At 43.3% G+C, this 17213-nt stretch carries 14 protein-coding genes; 1 reads left to right on the forward strand and 13 read right to left on the reverse strand.

Annotation, left to right across the window (positions count from 1 at the left end; translation table 11 throughout):
• Positions 1-237: 237 nt before the first annotated feature.
• From rlmKL to queC, 7 genes are all read right to left on the reverse strand, one after another.
• Positions 238-2577, reverse strand: a complete 2340-nt coding sequence (gene rlmKL, locus ACSUPM_RS05105) for a bifunctional 23S rRNA (guanine(2069)-N(7))-methyltransferase RlmK/23S rRNA (guanine(2445)-N(2))-methyltransferase RlmL (protein WP_201566599.1) — start codon at positions 2575-2577, stop codon at positions 238-240.
• 578 nt (positions 2578-3155) lie between these two features.
• Positions 3156-3683 (reverse strand): peroxiredoxin, encoded by a 528-nt coding sequence (locus ACSUPM_RS05110; RefSeq protein WP_025650999.1) that lies wholly within the window; start codon positions 3681-3683, stop codon positions 3156-3158.
• A 253-nt stretch (positions 3684-3936) separates the two neighbouring features.
• Positions 3937-5124: a mechanosensitive ion channel family protein gene (locus ACSUPM_RS05115; RefSeq protein ID WP_025651000.1), complete on the reverse strand. Its 1188-nt coding sequence runs from the start codon at positions 5122-5124 to the stop codon at positions 3937-3939.
• A gap of 116 nt (positions 5125-5240) precedes the next feature.
• The gene (locus ACSUPM_RS05120; protein WP_350588103.1) at positions 5241-6737 is read right to left on the reverse strand and encodes a dihydrolipoyl dehydrogenase; all 1497 of its coding nucleotides are present in this window, start codon (positions 6735-6737) and stop codon (positions 5241-5243) included.
• Positions 6738-6867: 130 nt separating this feature from the next.
• Positions 6868-7365 carry a peroxiredoxin gene (locus tag ACSUPM_RS05125; protein WP_350588102.1) on the reverse strand — a complete coding sequence of 166 codons (498 nt, stop codon included), beginning with the start codon at positions 7363-7365 and terminating at the stop codon, positions 6868-6870.
• A gap of 158 nt (positions 7366-7523) precedes the next feature.
• Positions 7524-7853, reverse strand: coding sequence for a hypothetical protein (locus ACSUPM_RS05130; protein ID WP_025651003.1), 330 nt, complete (start codon positions 7851-7853; stop codon positions 7524-7526).
• A 513-nt stretch (positions 7854-8366) separates the two neighbouring features.
• Entirely contained in the window at positions 8367-9083 is a 717-nt protein-coding gene (gene queC, locus ACSUPM_RS05135; protein ID WP_201566633.1) for a 7-cyano-7-deazaguanine synthase QueC, read from the reverse strand.
• A 487-nt stretch (positions 9084-9570) separates the two neighbouring features.
• On the opposite strand from queC, the gene ttcA reads away from it, so the two are divergent.
• Positions 9571-10674, forward strand: a complete 1104-nt coding sequence (gene ttcA, locus ACSUPM_RS05140; RefSeq protein ID WP_407074178.1) for a tRNA 2-thiocytidine(32) synthetase TtcA — start codon at positions 9571-9573, stop codon at positions 10672-10674.
• A gap of 125 nt (positions 10675-10799) precedes the next feature.
• On the opposite strand, the gene ACSUPM_RS05145 is transcribed toward ttcA, so the two are convergent.
• From ACSUPM_RS05145 to ccoN, 6 genes are all read right to left on the reverse strand, one after another.
• Complete coding sequence (locus ACSUPM_RS05145) at positions 10800-11381, reverse strand: FixH family protein (RefSeq protein ID WP_201583925.1); 582 nt, start codon at positions 11379-11381, stop codon at positions 10800-10802.
• Between the two features lie 193 nt (positions 11382-11574).
• A complete protein-coding gene (ccoG, locus tag ACSUPM_RS05150; protein ID WP_436880256.1) occupies positions 11575-12984 on the reverse strand; it encodes a cytochrome c oxidase accessory protein CcoG in 1410 nt (469 codons plus the stop codon).
• A gap of 507 nt (positions 12985-13491) precedes the next feature.
• Positions 13492-14631 (reverse strand): cytochrome-c oxidase, cbb3-type subunit III, encoded by a 1140-nt coding sequence (ccoP, locus tag ACSUPM_RS05155; protein WP_025651296.1) that lies wholly within the window; start codon positions 14629-14631, stop codon positions 13492-13494.
• Positions 14628-14810: a CcoQ/FixQ family Cbb3-type cytochrome c oxidase assembly chaperone gene (locus tag ACSUPM_RS05160; RefSeq protein WP_010199605.1), complete on the reverse strand. Its 183-nt coding sequence runs from the start codon at positions 14808-14810 to the stop codon at positions 14628-14630. The genes ccoP and ACSUPM_RS05160 overlap by 4 nt, the downstream gene beginning before the upstream one ends.
• The gene (ccoO, locus tag ACSUPM_RS05165; RefSeq protein ID WP_025651295.1) at positions 14810-15448 is read right to left on the reverse strand and encodes a cytochrome-c oxidase, cbb3-type subunit II; all 639 of its coding nucleotides are present in this window, start codon (positions 15446-15448) and stop codon (positions 14810-14812) included. The genes ACSUPM_RS05160 and ccoO overlap by 1 nt, the downstream gene beginning before the upstream one ends.
• Before the next feature lie 9 nt (positions 15449-15457).
• Positions 15458-16936: a cytochrome-c oxidase, cbb3-type subunit I gene (gene ccoN / locus ACSUPM_RS05170; RefSeq protein WP_025651294.1), complete on the reverse strand. Its 1479-nt coding sequence runs from the start codon at positions 16934-16936 to the stop codon at positions 15458-15460.
• Positions 16937-17213: the final 277 nt, after the last annotated feature.

The following is a 17213-nucleotide window of genomic DNA, read 5'->3' on the forward strand; positions in this document are numbered from 1 at the left end:
GATAAAAGGTTTGGGACGATTTTAGCGATCAGCAGTCCTAATATTTGAATGTTCAACAAACCCTAATTTTATAGAAGTAAAAGCGTTACTAGAGTCAGAATTATCCCGAGACCAACGCTTAATCACGCTCTATCATAACAACAAAAAATGACCCAATCAAAGTAGATTGAGTCATTATTGTTTTTAAATAAAATTTGGTCATTTTACTGAGCGTTAGAAGGGTTGCAAGGCTTTCATTTACCCTTGACGATGACGAATCTCAAAACTTTGATGAATCGGCTTTTTGATATTAAAATCGAAGCCAATGGTTTTTTGTGTGATATCAACGATGTCATAGCGCTCGATTAATTGCTCATCGAGCTCAAAACGGGTAAAGTTGTTTGAGAAATATAAGACGCCATCAGCGGTTAAGCGATTCATCGCGCGATTAATAATAGCAGCATGATCTCGCTGCACATCAAAAGTACCTTGGAACTTTTTCGAGTTTGAAAAGGTCGGTGGATCGATAAAGATAATATCGAATTGCTCGGTATTTTCCTTAATCCACTCAAAGATATCGGCAGCAACGAATTGATATTTATTGCGGCTGACGTCCAAACCGTTGAGCACAAAGTTTTGCTTACCCCAATCGAGATAGTTCTGTGACAAGTCAACGCTGGTGACTTTTTTGGCACCCGCCAATGCCGCATGCACACTTGCCGTACAGGTATAAGCAAATAAATTCAGTACTGATTTATTACGACTGTTGTCTTTAATCCGTGCGCGCATATTACGATGGTCAATAAACAAACCGGTATCGAGATAATCGGTAAAGTTGACGTAGAAATATGCACCATCTTCGCGAGCGACATGAAACTTGCCGCGCCTTTCTGTGGTGTTCTGTTTGCTATATTGATCATTACCAGATTGGCGTGCCCGAGTTTTGATAAAGATTTGTTCGCGGTTAATATCGAACACTTCACGAATACCCATCAAAGCTAGATTAAAGCGTTTTTTGGCGGTCTCGGGTGGTATGGTTTTCGGCGGTGCATATTCTTGCACGTGCGCGTAGTCACCATATAAGTCGATAGCCACTTTAAAATCTGGCAGGTCAGCGTCATAGACACGGATATTACTGACATTGTCTTTTTTAGCCAGTTTTTTTAGCTTGGCAAGATTTTTTTGTAGGCGGTTAATAAAATCTTGACCGTCTTCTACTTCAATCTCACGCTTTTCAAAACGGCTCACAAGATTGCCTGTTTGCCCAGCAATCAACGTGCCATAGCGGAAATAAACGGTAATGGCACCATTATGACAGCGTAAGGTTTTTGGCTCTTTAATCGGCAAGATATCGACTTGCTCGACATGAGAGGCCAATATACCAAGCATCGGATCAATGCCGCTACCGGCAAAGCTGTCTTGCAGAATAAGCCCAATCGCTTGATACAATGGCTTAATCATCTCTTCATCACCCAAACGCTCACCATAAGGTGGGTTGGTGATAATTAGAGGATTGCTCAATCGACCATCATCGACCAACGGCTTTAGCACACTGCTTAGACGGTCAAGTGCGCGTGTTTCGATGTCGAGTAGCGGTAGCAAGTCTTGTAGGCCAGCGGCAATCAGGTTTTTTTCTGTGGCGAGAATCGCGCCACTATCCGCATCATAACCCAAGATTAGTGGTAGGGTATCTGGCTGCTCGTTAGCAATTGCTAAGGCTTCGCGGAAGCGTGTTTGGGCATCATCAATCATCTGTTGCCATAACGCATCATCATGATGCTGCCATTGATAAAAGCCAAATTGATTGGCGGCTTTATCAATACCCACTGCGTAATCACAATGCATGAGTAGTGCTTCAATAATAAAGGTGCCTGAGCCACACATTGGATCGATTAACGCATTATAAAAAGGTGCATCGCCAGCGTCGTTCTTCTTATGCCAACCTGCACTATAGAGCAAAGCTGCTGCCAAGTTTTCTTTGAGGGGCGCTTCAGTCATTGCCACGCGATAACCACGGCGATGCAAGCTAGTACCTGATAAATCTAAATACAATTCGGCTTGCTTGTCATTAACGGTCGCGAAAATAGCAAAATCTGGGTGCTTGCTATCGACGTTAGGGCGGCTGTCATAAACTTCATTAAAGGTATCAGCAATCGCATCTTTGATACGTAGCATGGCAAACTGCTGGCTGACAGCGACGCGTTTGTCGACAGACAGACGAATGGCAAAGGTTTGCTCAAGTTTAAACTGCTCCGTCCAATTGACCGACTTCGCTAAGCCATAAAGCTGCTCTGCCACATCATACTCGGCATTAATATTTCTGCGTTTAATCAGCATCAATACCCGCGATGCCACTCGCGACCACAGACAAATCGTATAGAGATCACGCAATGTACCCGTAACGGTCAGACGGCCGGTACTTTTGATGTCACTTGCAATACCAAAACTCGTCAGCTCAGTCTGTAGCGGTGCCTCAAGCCCATCAGCACAAGTGATAATCAGCTCAAGTGACAACTCTGCTGAGAGCGCTGGTGAAAGTGCTTCTGACAACGCTGGTGAAGATGCGGCGGCAAGGGCTGGCGCGGTTGTTTCGGTCATACGGATACCTGTGGGCTAAATTGATAAATATTGATAAATAAGGCACATCATAAGATAAGATGTTTAACCGTCAATTTTACCATAATTACGCTATGGATGGTTTAAGTGGCTTTGATTAAAAGATGGTGTTTAAAATTTTGGCGTTAAGGTATTATTAAAATCATTATTATCTATAGTGAGTGAAAAGTCATACAGATACATCATGCACTGCTGATATCCATTTTTCTTGCTTGCTGTGCCTGCGCCGACAGAGGCTACAAAAAATTGATAGCAGCAATACCGTCGTGTTTTTAGGATATTTTGGCTATAGCGTCAGACTAAAAAAAATGGCTCATTATTGGTTTTTAATCTGAAGCATGTTCTCATTTTGAAAATGGTAATAAATATGAGATAAATTGCAGTCAAATGAGGAAAATAACACCGCTCAGCGATAGAGGTTCTTGTAAAGAACCATAAAAAAACTGCGTAGCCCTTATGTTCAAGGACTACGCAGTTCGACAGTATTCGAGCCTTAGTATTTGAGCCTTTATAGACGCCTGATAATACTATTCAAGAGCCAATGTACTTAAGTGTTGTGATTAAGCATTACTTTTTAAATAATCTAACATGGTGTCTGCATCTGATACTTCAAATGGGTCTATTGGGCAGTTGTCACCAAAATTAGGTTCCTTAAACACTTTTTTGATGGCTTTGTTGTCGACAAGCATCGAATAACGCCATGAGCGCATACCAAAGCCAAGATTACTCTTATCAACAAGCATGCCCATTTTACGAGTGAACTCACCATTACCATCAGGAAGCAAGAAAACATTTTCACGGTTTTGCTTTAGGCCCCATTGATACATGACAAAGGCGTCATTGACAGAAATGCAAACGATTTCATCTACGCCTAACGCCTTAAACTCATCGTAAAGCGCTTCATAACGAGGTAGATGGCTGGTCGAACAGGTTGGCGTAAAGGCACCTGGTAGTGAGAACACGACCACTTTTTTATTGGCAAATAGCTCATCTGTGGTTAAGTCTTGCCATTTAAATGGGTTGTCTCCTTCGATAGATTCATCACGAACACGGGTTTTGAAAGTCACATCAGGTACATGGGTAATCATTATTTACTCCTATTTAGGTTATTGTGTTTTTTTCAAAATTCTGCATATATATGATAATAGTTATAGCAATCCATAAGCAAATCTTTAAGCTGATATTTGCTATATAAGGTATCAAACTATATGAGATTTTTTTAGACCTTACAAGCTACGTTAGCTGCTTTGGCCCTATCCTAGAGAGCTATGTTTGAAGTAGTCTCTGTCGTTTAAGGCTTTTGCACTTACTGTTCTACATTAGGGACATCCCTAATAAACGTTATTTATCATTCTTTTTTAACGATACTGCTTCTGTAACCAATTGGGTAGTGGTAGCAAAAGGTTTGGTCGCGATAGGATAATCCACGTCTTTTGGCATGAGCAGGCGCATATGCGGATAAGGGGTGGATATATTGGCCGCATCAAAGGCACGCTTGATATCTTCTCTTAGACCTTCTTTAATCTTGGGCATACGCGCAACAGCGGCTGGTTTTACCCAAAAACGCACGATAAAAAATACCCCATATTCGCCAATTTCATCGACGGTTGCTGAGGTTTCAGGACGATTAAGCACCATATCATTGCCGGCAAGTACCTGCAAAATCTCTTTGCGGGCGTTATCAATGTCATCTTCAAACGCAATACGCACACGAACATCAAAGCGGATAAAGTTTTTGGAGGTTAGGTTGGTTACCTCAGAGGAGGCGACGTTGGAGTTTGGAATAATGACAGTGATGTTGTCTCGAGTCAAAACGTGAGTAGTACGTAGGGCAATCACCACCACACGACCTTCATTATCGTTGATATTGACCCAGTCGCCTACTTGAAAGGACTGCTCAAGCAAGATCGTAATACCAGCAATAAAGTTGGCGAGCGTCGATTGGGCAGCAAAGCCAACTGCTAAACCAGCGATACCCAAACCTGCCACTAAAGACACAATATCAAAGCCAAACTGCGCCATGACACTGGCAAGCCCCAATACCAACAATAATACCGACAAAATATTTTTAAGCAGCTGCTCAATAGAGGCATTGAGTCCGTAATGCTGTAGGATCTTGTGAATGATTTGTCCAGAAGACGTCCACAGCACGTAATAGATGCCCGCCCAAGTACTGGCCTTAGCCGTGGCTTTGATCGTCTCTGGTTCAAAGCTAATCTGACTCATAATGGCAATCAAGCTGGCAACGATCCAAATATAACGCAAAACTGAGCGTACTATTTTTGACCGGCGTTCATTCAGACGGATTCGGGATTTGCTTTTTTTGACAATATAAATAGCCAACCAATAAAAAAACCCTAATACCGCAAGCAGTATCAGGATTTTAATACCCGTGCTGGTCAGCTCTACCGCTTGCGACGTCCAATCGAATGACTCCTCATCGATTGAGCCGCCGAGAGCAAGGTAAAGGCTAGTATGTAAGTCACGAATGATCTCTTGAAAAAACTCGGTAATACTAGCGATTGCCATTGTGTCGTCCATGCAAAGTGTTTTTAGATGACCTCAAGTCGTGACAATCAATACAACACGACATGAGCGAAGATTGGTACTAAGCATAATGTTTAAAAGCGCTACTGTTTTGGGCATTAAGAAGTGCTTTCTTGAGTGTCCTGAGACTGAAAAGGTATCTTCATTTTGTGTTGGACATCGCGTAGCGCGGTACGCAAACCTTCTAGGATAGTCGGATGATAAAAAGGCGTGTCCAGTAATTGTTTGATACTTAAGTCATTGGTGATAGCAACCGCCAATATATGACCGATATATTCGGCATCGGGACCGACCATGCTCGCACCTAGGATTCTGTCTGTTTTTTTGCAGCCATAGATATGTAGCAGGCCACAGTTGACGCCCATGACTCGGCTGCGTCCTTGATTGTCGAAGCTCACGCTGCCAATCACGTGTTCGAGCTCTTCATCTTCCTCTATTTCGGGGAGAGACTTACCGACGTTGATGATTTGTGGCGAACAAAATACGATAGAGAAGGGTACGGCTGGTGGGCGAATATGAGCATTTTTTACATTGTCGCAGACCATATTGCCCGCACTAAATCCTTCATCACTGGCCACATGCAGCAGTGGAATATGGGCATTGGCATCGCCAACGATAAAGACATTTAAATCACCAATTTGACCGGTCTTTTTACTCAGATTCTTTGGGCGATTTTTGTCATCAAGCTCAACCCCTAGGTTTTCAACGCCTAGCTGCTCAATATTATTACGGCGACCCGTCGCGACCAGTACATATTCACCTTGCCACTGCTGTGTCTCACCTGCGCTGTCTTCATAATCAATAAAGGCGAGTGCTCCTTGACTACCTTCAGCCGCCTGCGTGCCAATATCTTTGATTTTACTGCCCAAATGCATCGTCAGCTCACGGCTTAAACAGTCGATGGCTTTATTGCTAATGTCTGAGTCTTTCAGTCCGGCTACTTTTTTAACACGGTTAAATAGTGTCACCTCTACACCCAAGCGATTAAATGCTTGTGCAAGCTCTAAACCAATAGCACCAGCGCCAACCACCGCCATAGATTTTGGTAAATCTGGTAGCTCAAAAACCGTATCAGACGTCAGTAAAGTGTCGCCCAACTTATCATTCCAACCTTCTGGAATAAAAGGAGAGCTGCCAGTAGCCACGATGATTTTATCTGCTTCAATCACCTCGTCATTGACCTCAATGAGACCTTGCTCATTGATATGAGCGCGACCCGCTATTTTTTTGTGGTCAGGCCAGCTATCGACTTGTTTTTCAATATAGCTTTCAAAATGACTGCGTTCAGTGCGGACGCGTTCCATGACTTGTTTGCCATTTATCTGAGCGCTGCCATGAATCCCAAATTCCGCAGAGTGATTGGCATCATGAGCGCGGTCGGCTGCGGCAATGAGCAGTTTGCTGGGCATACAACCGACCGCAATACAGGTGGTCGTCCAAAAGCCATCATTAATAATGACGATATCATCTTTGGTTTTACTGGCTTGGCGAAAGGCATTCTGTCCTGCTGTCCCTGCGCCAATGACGGCAACCGATACCTTGCGCGTGACTTGATGGTATGTACTAGCGGCAGTGCTGTCTGACTGGTTATTCATATTATTCTCAAATAGTTATATTTTATATGATGTGAGTGACTGATAAGATGTTGGCTTTTAATCGTTTGTGCTTAGCGTCTCAATAAGCGCTATTCTATGACGATGTTAGTGCCAATAACCATAATAAAAGTTATGGCGCTAACATCGTCAGTAAGCGCTCGGTATAGTCTTTAGCACGTAGATTACGCTGCGCATGAGTAAGATTGCCGTCTTTGTCAAATACGAAGGCCGAGCGTACCAGACCTAACGTAATCTTACCGTACATGTTCTTTTCTTTAATGACGTCAAAGTACTGGCATAGCTCTTCGTCGTTATCACTGATCAGTGGAATCTGTAAATCATATTTTGCGATAAATTTTTCATGAGATTCGGCACTATCGCGGGACACCCCAACGATATCATAGCCTAAGCCATCAAAATCATTAATGTGCGCTGTGAACTCTGTCGCTTGTGTGGTGCAACCTGGAGTATTGTCTTTTGGATAAAAATAAAGAATCAGTCCTTTGTTAGTATGCGCAACCAAGTCTTTTAAGCTAATATCGTCATGAATAAAATGACCATCTAGCTCACGTACCATCGTCACTGGAAAGTCGGGCAGGGCAATAGTCTCTGTGGTTGGCTTAGCCATGGTAAAATCCTTAGTTGTTTTATGGTTTTTTTAGATTATGGTGGTCTTATTATAGGCAGATTAGCAGAAATAAATACTCAGTTTTACACTTCACTTATTCATTCGCAACAAAAAAGACTGGTCATTGCCAGTCTTTTTTGTATTAACCCATTTATTGCTTATGCAGGTTTTTGTGGTTGCTTTAAGTCTAGGCCAACAGTGCATTGCTGCAAGTCTTTTTGCATTTTCTTTACATAGGGTAGGCCTGACGGGTCTTTTTTGTCTTGGGCATAGCTCTCAATTTCCCACATTTGACCGATTGTCATGTTGCTACGGACATCAATAGTGCAATTGCATAGCTTGGTCGCGTTGCTCTTGTCAGCGACTTTATACTTGACGGCACCGCTCACGCAAGTATTGATATTGTTTTGCTTAATATCGATAGCATTGGCTTGTGGCATGGCAAACAGCGCAGCGAGGGCTAGGGGTAATACGGGCAATAACTTCATAAATATCCTCTCAAAGGTGGCGGCAATTTTGTAGATTTTTACGCAGAGCAAAATAAAATGACGGTAGATAAAAAATGGAGATAAATAGCACTTTTTCTCTACCATTTGTCTATTTAATGACAAATATAATCGTTCATACCATAGCAAGTATCACAATTAAAATACAACGGCGGCGTGCTGTGTTAATGCAAGCGAATGTTTCGCTAATGTTTAGTCATAGCGTCCGCTGCTATAGTCGAGGCAATTTTAAGTCAGTACAAAGCAACTGAGCACAGATATGACAATAGTAAATCATGCGAGGTTATCACCGTACCAATTTACAAATGCTTTGGTTGTATATAGTCGATACTAAATAGAGTAGAGACACAACATGAAGGTGCGTGACTGTTACAAATTTTTCTTGCTTGCTGTGCCTACGCAGACAGAGGCGGCAAAAAATTTATATCAGTCACGCTGTATCTTTTTTATATTGACCTGCTATAACCCATATAACCCATATAACCAATCCAAGCGCTAAGATTGATAATGGGTGGGATCAGCGACACCTGCTTTGGCAAACCCTTGACGACGTAAGGTGCAGCTGTCGCAAACGCCGCAGGCAAGACCGTTGGCATCGGCTTGGTAGCAAGAAATCGTCTGGCCATAATCGACACCCAATGACAGCCCAAGCTCAATGGTCTTCGCTTTGGATAACTGCTGCAATGGCGTCTGAATGGTTAGATGATGACCAGTCACACCCGCTTTAGTCGCTAGATTCGCCATGTGCTCAAAAGCGGCGATGTATTCAGGGCGACAATCTGGATAGCCAGAATAGTCGACTGAGCTGACGCCAATGACGATATGGTTGGCATCGATGACTTCAGCGACGGCTAGGGCATAAGATAAGAATATGGTATTGCGTGCAGGCACATAAGTGTTTGGAATGGCATCGTTATCAATCTCATCGCGTTTCTTATTAGGGAACTTCTCTGCATCTCCGTCAGGAACGATCATGCTGTGATCGGTCAATGATGAGCCGCCCAACTGAGCGATATCAATATCGATAACACGATGATTGACCGCGGCTGTTTCTGCGATACTTTTTGCGGCGACAAGCTCACTATTGTGACGCTGACCATAGTTGAAGCTGACCGCAGTAACCGACGCATAACGCGCCTTGGCCCAATATAAGCAAGTCACTGAATCGAGACCACCAGACAGTAGCACAACAGCATTTTGGCTTTTATGCAGTGTTGTTAAGCGCTCATCGGCTGTTTGATTTTGGGCGTTGGCTGGTGTGGTAGCGTTAGTCATAGTGTTGTCTATTATTGATTGGCGAAAAACGGCTATTTTAGCAAAAATACGGCTATTACAGAACCATAAAGGCGATAAGATTTTGTTCCTCGCATCGATTTTCACTACATTCTATGATTGTTTGCCCACAACGATAGCATTTATGCTAATAATTTAGCCTCATCTTTTCAATACCTTAGTGATTTTTGTTATAATCGCTGCGGCTTTTAGCGTCTCACTCGTGTGTCACTATTAATATTGAGACGCCTTCTGTTTTATAGCTTGCTTTATAGTCACATCATTATAGTCACATCATCCTTGCAAAGATATTGAGTAATTTATGACCGCAGCGACCTTGTTTACACCAACATTCCCTCCTCAATTTAACGAGTTGTCTACCAATGCTGACTTCGATAATCATTCTTTAGAGACTGATAGACATAGTATGGAATACGATGAGGTGAACGACGAGCTCAATGATGCTATGGACGTGGCAGCTGATAGTGAGCATGCTGGTGTTGACTATGGCAGTGCTGAGCAATTGGCTGACGAACAAGCACTGACAGAAACAGCGATATTTCGCAAACTACAAAAAAAGCTGCGCCGCCAAGTATCTTGGGCGATTCGTGACTTCAATATGATTGAAGATGGCGATGTGGTGATGGTTTGCGTGTCAGGTGGTAAGGACAGTTATACATTGCTTGATATTTTATTGCTGCTAAAACGTATTGCGCCGATCAACTTTGATATCGTCGCGGTCAACCTTGATCAAAAGCAGCCCGGTTATCCTGAGGATATTTTGCCAGCGTATCTGAACGAGCAGGGCATTGCTCATTATATTTTAGAAAAAGATACTTATAGTATCGTCAAAAGCGTGGTGCCAGAAGGCAAGACTTATTGCTCAGCATGTTCGCGTTTGCGTCGTGGCTCGTTATACGGTTTTGCCAAGCAGATTGGCGCGACCAAAATTGCCCTTGGTCATCACCGTGACGACATGCTCACGACTTTCTTTTTGAACTTATTTCATGGCGGCGCGCTAAAATCGATGCCGCCAAAATTGCTCAGCGACGACAAGCAAAACATGCTCATTCGCCCTTTGGCATACGTTGAAGAAAAAGACATCATTGAATACGCACGCCTCAAAGCGTTTCCGATTATCCCGTGCAACTTATGTGGTAGCCAGACCAATCTACAGCGCGCTATTATTAATGACATGCTACGCGAATGGGATAATGCTCATCCGCAGCGTTTGGCCTCTATCTTTAAGGCCATGCAAAACGTTGCTCCTTCACAATTAGCAGACCGTGAGTTATTCGATTTTGAACACTTAAGTCTCGACCGTGATAACGATGAGCGTTTATTTGAAGGCGACAATATTCAAGCCGGGCAGACAGATAGTTTGGCTGAGATTGGTTTACCTGTATCGCCAAGGACGCAAACGTTCAATCCTAAGTTCGCTAGTGACAAGCCTTATTCTACAGAGACGGATAAAGCCGCGCAAAACGAGCGCAAAGCGCAGAAAATTCCAACGATTAACCCAGTGATTTAGTAGTTTATAAGTTAGTACGAGATTAAATAGTACCTATTAATTAGTAGAATACTAAATAGCTCAAAAAAACCAGCCGATCTCTGACGAGTGGCTGGTTTTTTTATGTCTGGATGCTATTAACAGCATTAACTTTTAGCAAAAACTGGTAGTGGGTCAAAGCTGACCTTTGAACGAGGCAGTTTTGCGACATCTTGCATACGCCAATCATCTTTACCGTCGTTGCTAACCTGTAGGTAATACTTGGCTTTTACCGAATCAATATCGACTTGTGCGCTGTATTTATTGCCCTCAACATGCTTAAGGACAACGTCGCGGTCTTTTTTGATATCCGTTGCATGAGAAATAGAAAGCTCTAACGTATCAGGATAGGTAAGTGGCGTACCATTTAACAGCTTGCCTGACTGGACGCTTTGTTCAGGGTAGTTAAGATAAAACACAATATCGCCATTTTCTGCAAACTGCATTTGTCCATGCAAGTCTAAATCATACGTGAGCTTGTCACGAGAGACATCATGATAGAGCGTTTTGCCATCCATATACCAGTCGTCACGTACCACGCTATCACGGATCTGGTAAGAGTAATAAACAAACCAAATACAAGCGATCACGACCGCAGCAGGCATGCCAATCACAAAGATAACGACCATGTAATTCTTGTACCATGGCTGAGTATCTTGATGTTTAAAGTTCGGTGCTGGAGTAGACATAAAATACCTATGCATCAGATACGCAATCAATAGATAGCTGTTCATTAGACATCTACAAATGGTATCAACGGATAATTTGGCGGCTAAGCGCTACCAGTTTAATGGTAAAACATTTATTCGATAGTCTTTGACTCTCAAAGTCGCTGACTACCGAATGACATAAAGGAAACTAAATAATCAGTTCAGTGATGAATTACTGACCTTGAGTCGTAAAGACGTTTTGCTTACTGACATTGTACTTACCGTCTTCACTGGTCACATTTAACGTCACTGGCGTTTGACCAAATTCAATCACATCAGGATCACCATAAATACTGACAGGCATATCGAAGCTTTCGCCTGCTTCTAATGGTACATCATTAAAGCGCAGCTCTAAACTCAACCCTTTTTGCGGTGCTAGTGTTATCGTGTAGGTATGAGCATCCTGCGTCTTATTGGTTAGCTTGACGATATAGCTGTTTTCGATCATGCCTTGATTATTGATAGACGACAACTGATTACGGTCACGGCGGATATCAATCTCTAAGGGCACGCGATCGGTCAGCGCATATATAACACCGCCACATAGCACAGCTAATAACGTCAAATAAGCAAATAATCGTGGGCGTAGTACGCGGCTTGGCTCTTTTTCTGCTAACTGACGTTCGGTCGTATAACGAATCAGTCCACGCGGATAGCCGACCTTGTCCATCACTTCGTTACAGGCATCAATACAAGCTGCACACTGGATACAGCCAACTTGCAAACCATCACGAATATCGATACCAGTAGGGCAGACCTGCACACACATGGTACATTCAATGCAATCGCCTAAGTGCTCTGGATTTGTGCCTTTTTTACGGGCACCGCGTGGCTCACCGCGTTCATAATCATAAGATACGATCAATGTGTCTTTATCAAACATCACACTCTGAAAGCGGCCATAAGGACAAATCTGTACACACATCTGCTCACGCATGTAGCCTGCATTGGCATAAGTAGCGAAGGTGAAGATAAACATTGAAACCCATACCCACGTTGGCCAGTCAGGGAATGGAATTACTCCTATTGACTGCCAGCTATGATATAGAGAGTCTGTTCCCGCCACATAACTAACAAAGGTCGCTGCTGTAATCACAGAAAGCAAAAACCAAATTGAATATACCACTGTGCGCTTGAACACTTTGCTCGCACTTAACGGTGCTTTATCAAACTTGATACGCTTATTACGATCACCAATCACCCATTTTTCAACATACTGGTATAGATGCGTCCATATCGTTTGAGGACAAGCATAACCACACCAAACGCGTCCTGCATATACCGTCACCATAAACAGCGTAAACGCGGCAATAATGGCAAATGCAGCAATAAAATAGAAATCTTGCGTCAAAAACGTCATGCCAAAAATATAGTAATGCTGCGAGGGCACATCAAACCATATTGCTTGTCTATCATTATAGCGCAGCCACGGCAGTAACAAAAACAGCGCCAAAAAGGCATACATACTAACGACGCGGATATTTTGATAAAAACCTGTGACAAACCTCGGGTGCACGCGTTGCTTGGTCGCATCAAGATCGACCTGCTGTACGGGGATTTTATTAGATTGTTGTGCTGACATAAACGTGCCTCTTTAAAAAAAGAATCAGTCTGCTGGCATGATGAACAAACACCTATAATAAAAAGATGTTGGAATGTGCGATGTTATCAATGTCAGTAAGTAGCTGAGTAGGATAATCACTGTAAAAAACAGCGAACCCTGCTACCAAATGAGCGATTGTAAATAGCCAATTACGATTGAACCACTCATACTAAAAATAGCGACAGATAAGTGGTGTTTAAGTTTTGCTATTTTAACATTCTCCCTACTATAAATGGGGTGATAATGTTAAAACACAATCATTATATAAGAATAATAAATGTCATGTAGTGATATAAAATAAACTGGTCGGCATAGAGGTGCAAGTGCAAGTCATTGGCCAAATAAAGCGAATATCATGACAAGGATAATGAGGTCATTAACTCAACACCTTTAGCACAACAGCCAAACAAAAGGGAGAACTGCAATAACAGTCCTCCCTTTTTTCTATCTTATCCATTTATCGTATCAAGAATGACTAAATCAATCTTAGTTAACAGTAGCTGCTGCTTCGTTCGGCGCAGTAGCAGTAACTGGTAGCGCTTGAGCGGCTTTAGCGGGCTTGTCTGATAAAGAGTAAATATAAGCAGCAAGTAGCATGATACGCTCATTACCTAGCTTGGTTTCCCACTGCGGCATAACACCAGCACGACCATAACGTAGTGTATTTCGTACCGTTTCGCGATCGCCGCCATACAGCCAGATATTATCAGTCAAGTTAGGTGCACCTGCTGAGATCATTCCTTTACCATCTTTATCATGGCACAAGGCACAATTTTGCTGAAAGATTGCACTGCCTTGAGCGACCAAAGTTTGATCGAGCTTGCCGTTATCTTTGCTACCGTTGTTAGCAGATAGTGATAGTACATACTCTGACGCTGCACGCACGCCATCTTCACCGATCTGATCGCGCCATGCTGGCATACCACCAACGCGGCCATTGTGTAGCGTCGTCAAGATGTTTTGTGCTTCACCACCGTACAGCCAGTCGTTATCAGTCAAGTTCGGATAACCCGTTGCACCTTTCGCATTAGAACCATGGCATACCGAGCAGTTCTGTAAGAACAAACGGCTACCAACTTTCAACGCATTTGGGTTTTCAGAGAGCTTTTCAACATAAGGCGCAAGCTCTGCAATTTTTCCATCGATCTGCGTTTGCAAATCTGCAGGTGGTGTTTCACTACGGCGCATTGTTGCTTGCAAATCATTGAGTGTACCTAGCGTTTGAGCAGCTCCGGCAGCGTTTGCTTTAACCAAAATACTTTTTTCAAAGTTATCCGTAAATACTTTGTTGTTCTGTTCAAGTTCACTGTTTAGCTCATTGTGCGAGGTCCAAGGTACCGTTTCGCCATCGACTTCTACTGTGGTAATACCGTCCCAATGCTTAGGGAACATGGCTGGGAAAAACACCCAGTAAGCGATGCCCCAGACGATTGAGCCAAAAAATATCACTAACCACCACTTGGGCAGGGGTTTGTCGTATTCTCGGATGCCATCGTATTCATGGCCTGTTGTACCGTCTTCTTCTACTTCTGGCTTGTACTTTAGAACCATCAAAAGGACGCCAAGAATAAATAGCCAACAAGCAAAACTAAATACAGTGATCCAAGAACTCCAAAAAAATGTCATCGTTTATCCTTATTGCGCTGCTCTTCAGACAGAGACTTTATATCCTCGTCATCAAGCGCAAGTTGTGCATCTTCTTCGAAGCGTTTTTTGTTTTTTGGCGAATACGCCCACCATGCAACGCCTACAAAGGCAACAAAGGCAGAAACGGTCGCAATTGTTTGTAATTCACCAATACCCATTAGCGCTGTCCTTCCATTGCAGTACCCAACTGTTGGAGATAGGCGACCAAAGCATCAAGCTCAGTGGCACCAAGCACCGCATCAGGAGCACCTTCGATATCTTCTTCAGTGTAAGGTACACCAAAGCGATCACGGAATAGACGCATCTTAGTTTGAACGTTTGTACCATTCACCTCATTGGTCGCAAGCCACGGGAAACCAGGCATCACAGACTCAGGAACTAATGAACGTGGCGCAATAAGATGCTGCTTTTGCCAGTCTTCTGAATAGCGTCCACCAACACGTGCTAGATCTGGTCCAGTACGTTTTGAGCCCCATAAGAATGGGTGATCCCACGTAGATTCAGCAGCGCGTGAATAAGGTCCATAACGTTCAACCTCAGCACGTAGTGGGCGAACCATCTGCGTGTGACAAACGTGACAACCTTCACGAATATAAATATCACGACCTTCGAATTCAAGCGCAGTCCATGGCTCCATAGCAGGTAGCGGCGCGTTCACACCACCGTCTTCTGGACCCTTGTTATCATAAATCAGCGGTACGATTTCAACGAGTGTTGCAAAACTAATCGCAATAACGATACCGATGACCAACAGGCCTGTATTTTTTTCAATAATTTCATGCGGTGTACCAGCCATGATCGCTCCTTATACGTTAGCTGTCGAGGTATCGACACTAGGTTCATGATCCGTTGGATCAGCGACATCTACAGGCTTACCTTCTGGCATCTTGAGTGTTTTATAGCAGTTATAAGCCATCACAAACATACCTGACACATACAAGAATCCACCAAAAGCACGCCCGATATATGGGAAATGCGAGAACTCAACTGTATCAACGAAGCTGTATACCAAAGTACCATCTGGATTAGTAGCCAACCACATCATGCCTTGACCAATACCTGAGATCCACATTGATACGATGTAAAAGATAGTACCTGCAGTCGCTAGCCAGAAATGGGTGGTGATTAAGCTGATAGAGTACATTTTTGGTTTGTTATAAATACGTGGTAATAGTACATATAGCGAACCAATGGTAATCATACCTACCCAACCAAGCGCGCCTGAGTGTACGTGACCGACTGTCCAATCCGTATTATGCGATAGCGCATTAACGGTTTTAATAGACATCATTGGGCCTTCGAACGTCGACATTGCGTAGAATGACAATGCTACGATCATAAAGCGAATGATTGGATCGGTACGTAACTTATCCCAACTACCAGATAGCGTCAATACACCGTTAATCATACCACCCCAAGAGGGTGCAAATAAGATGATTGAGAATACCATTGCTAATGACTGCGTCCAATCAGGAAGCGCTGAATAATGCAAATGGTGACCACCAGCCCACATATAAGATGCAATCAATGCCCAAAAGTGAACGATAGACAAACGATACGAATAAATAGGACGACCAATCTGTACTGGAACGAAGTAATACATCATCCCAAGGAAGGCTGCCGTCAAGTAAAAACCTACCGCGTTATGTCCGTACCACCATTGCACCATCGCATCAGTTGCACCGCCAAATAGCGAATAAGATTTGAACGCGCTAACCGGAATCGCCATGCTGTTTACGATATGTAGTAATGCAATCGTAATAATAAAAGCGGCAAAGAACCAGTTGGCCACATAAATATGTGAGGTTTTGCGTTTGATGAGTGTCCCGAAGAAAACAATGGCATAAGATATCCATACCAGAGCAATCAAAATATCGATTGGCCACTCAAGCTCAGCGTATTCCTTAGTCGAGGTCAAGCCTAGAGGAAGGGTGATAACGGCAGAGACGATAACCGCTTGCCAACCCCAAAAGGTAAACCAAGCCAAATAAGGGGCAAATAGCCTTGTCTTACAGGTGCGCTGAACAATATAGTAAGACGTTGCGAACAGGGCAGAGCCACCGAAAGCAAAAATCACTGCATTGGTATGTAGCGGTCTTAAACGACTAAATGTCAGCCATGGGATGTCAAAGTTAAGCGCTGGCCATGCCAACTGTGAAGCAATGAACACGCCAAGGCTCATGCCGACGATGCCCCATACCACGGCCATTATCGTAAAAAATCTTACGATGGTAATTTCATACTCACGGTCAACTGGGGCGACTGCTGTGTTTTGTAAACTCATTGGATGATTCCTTTACAGCCCGAATTATCAACAGAATTAACTAACTCTCCGCATTATCTGCAGCAACCATACTGGTGCAGGCAGATAGTCATCGCGGTACATGCTGTCTCTTGACTCAATTATTATCTTAAGGTTATTAACTATCAAGCTAAGCTTCCACTCAGTATCAGTTGATGCAAAGAGGAAGAGGGTAGCGCTAGGAACATGCAGCGCTTACAGCCAGTTGATAGTAGGATTGTTAATAACTCGTTAAGGTAAATAAGGAGTGACACCGTAT

This window comes from Psychrobacter okhotskensis (assembly GCF_965638355.1).
Taxonomy (GTDB): domain Bacteria; phylum Pseudomonadota; class Gammaproteobacteria; order Pseudomonadales; family Moraxellaceae; genus Psychrobacter; species Psychrobacter okhotskensis.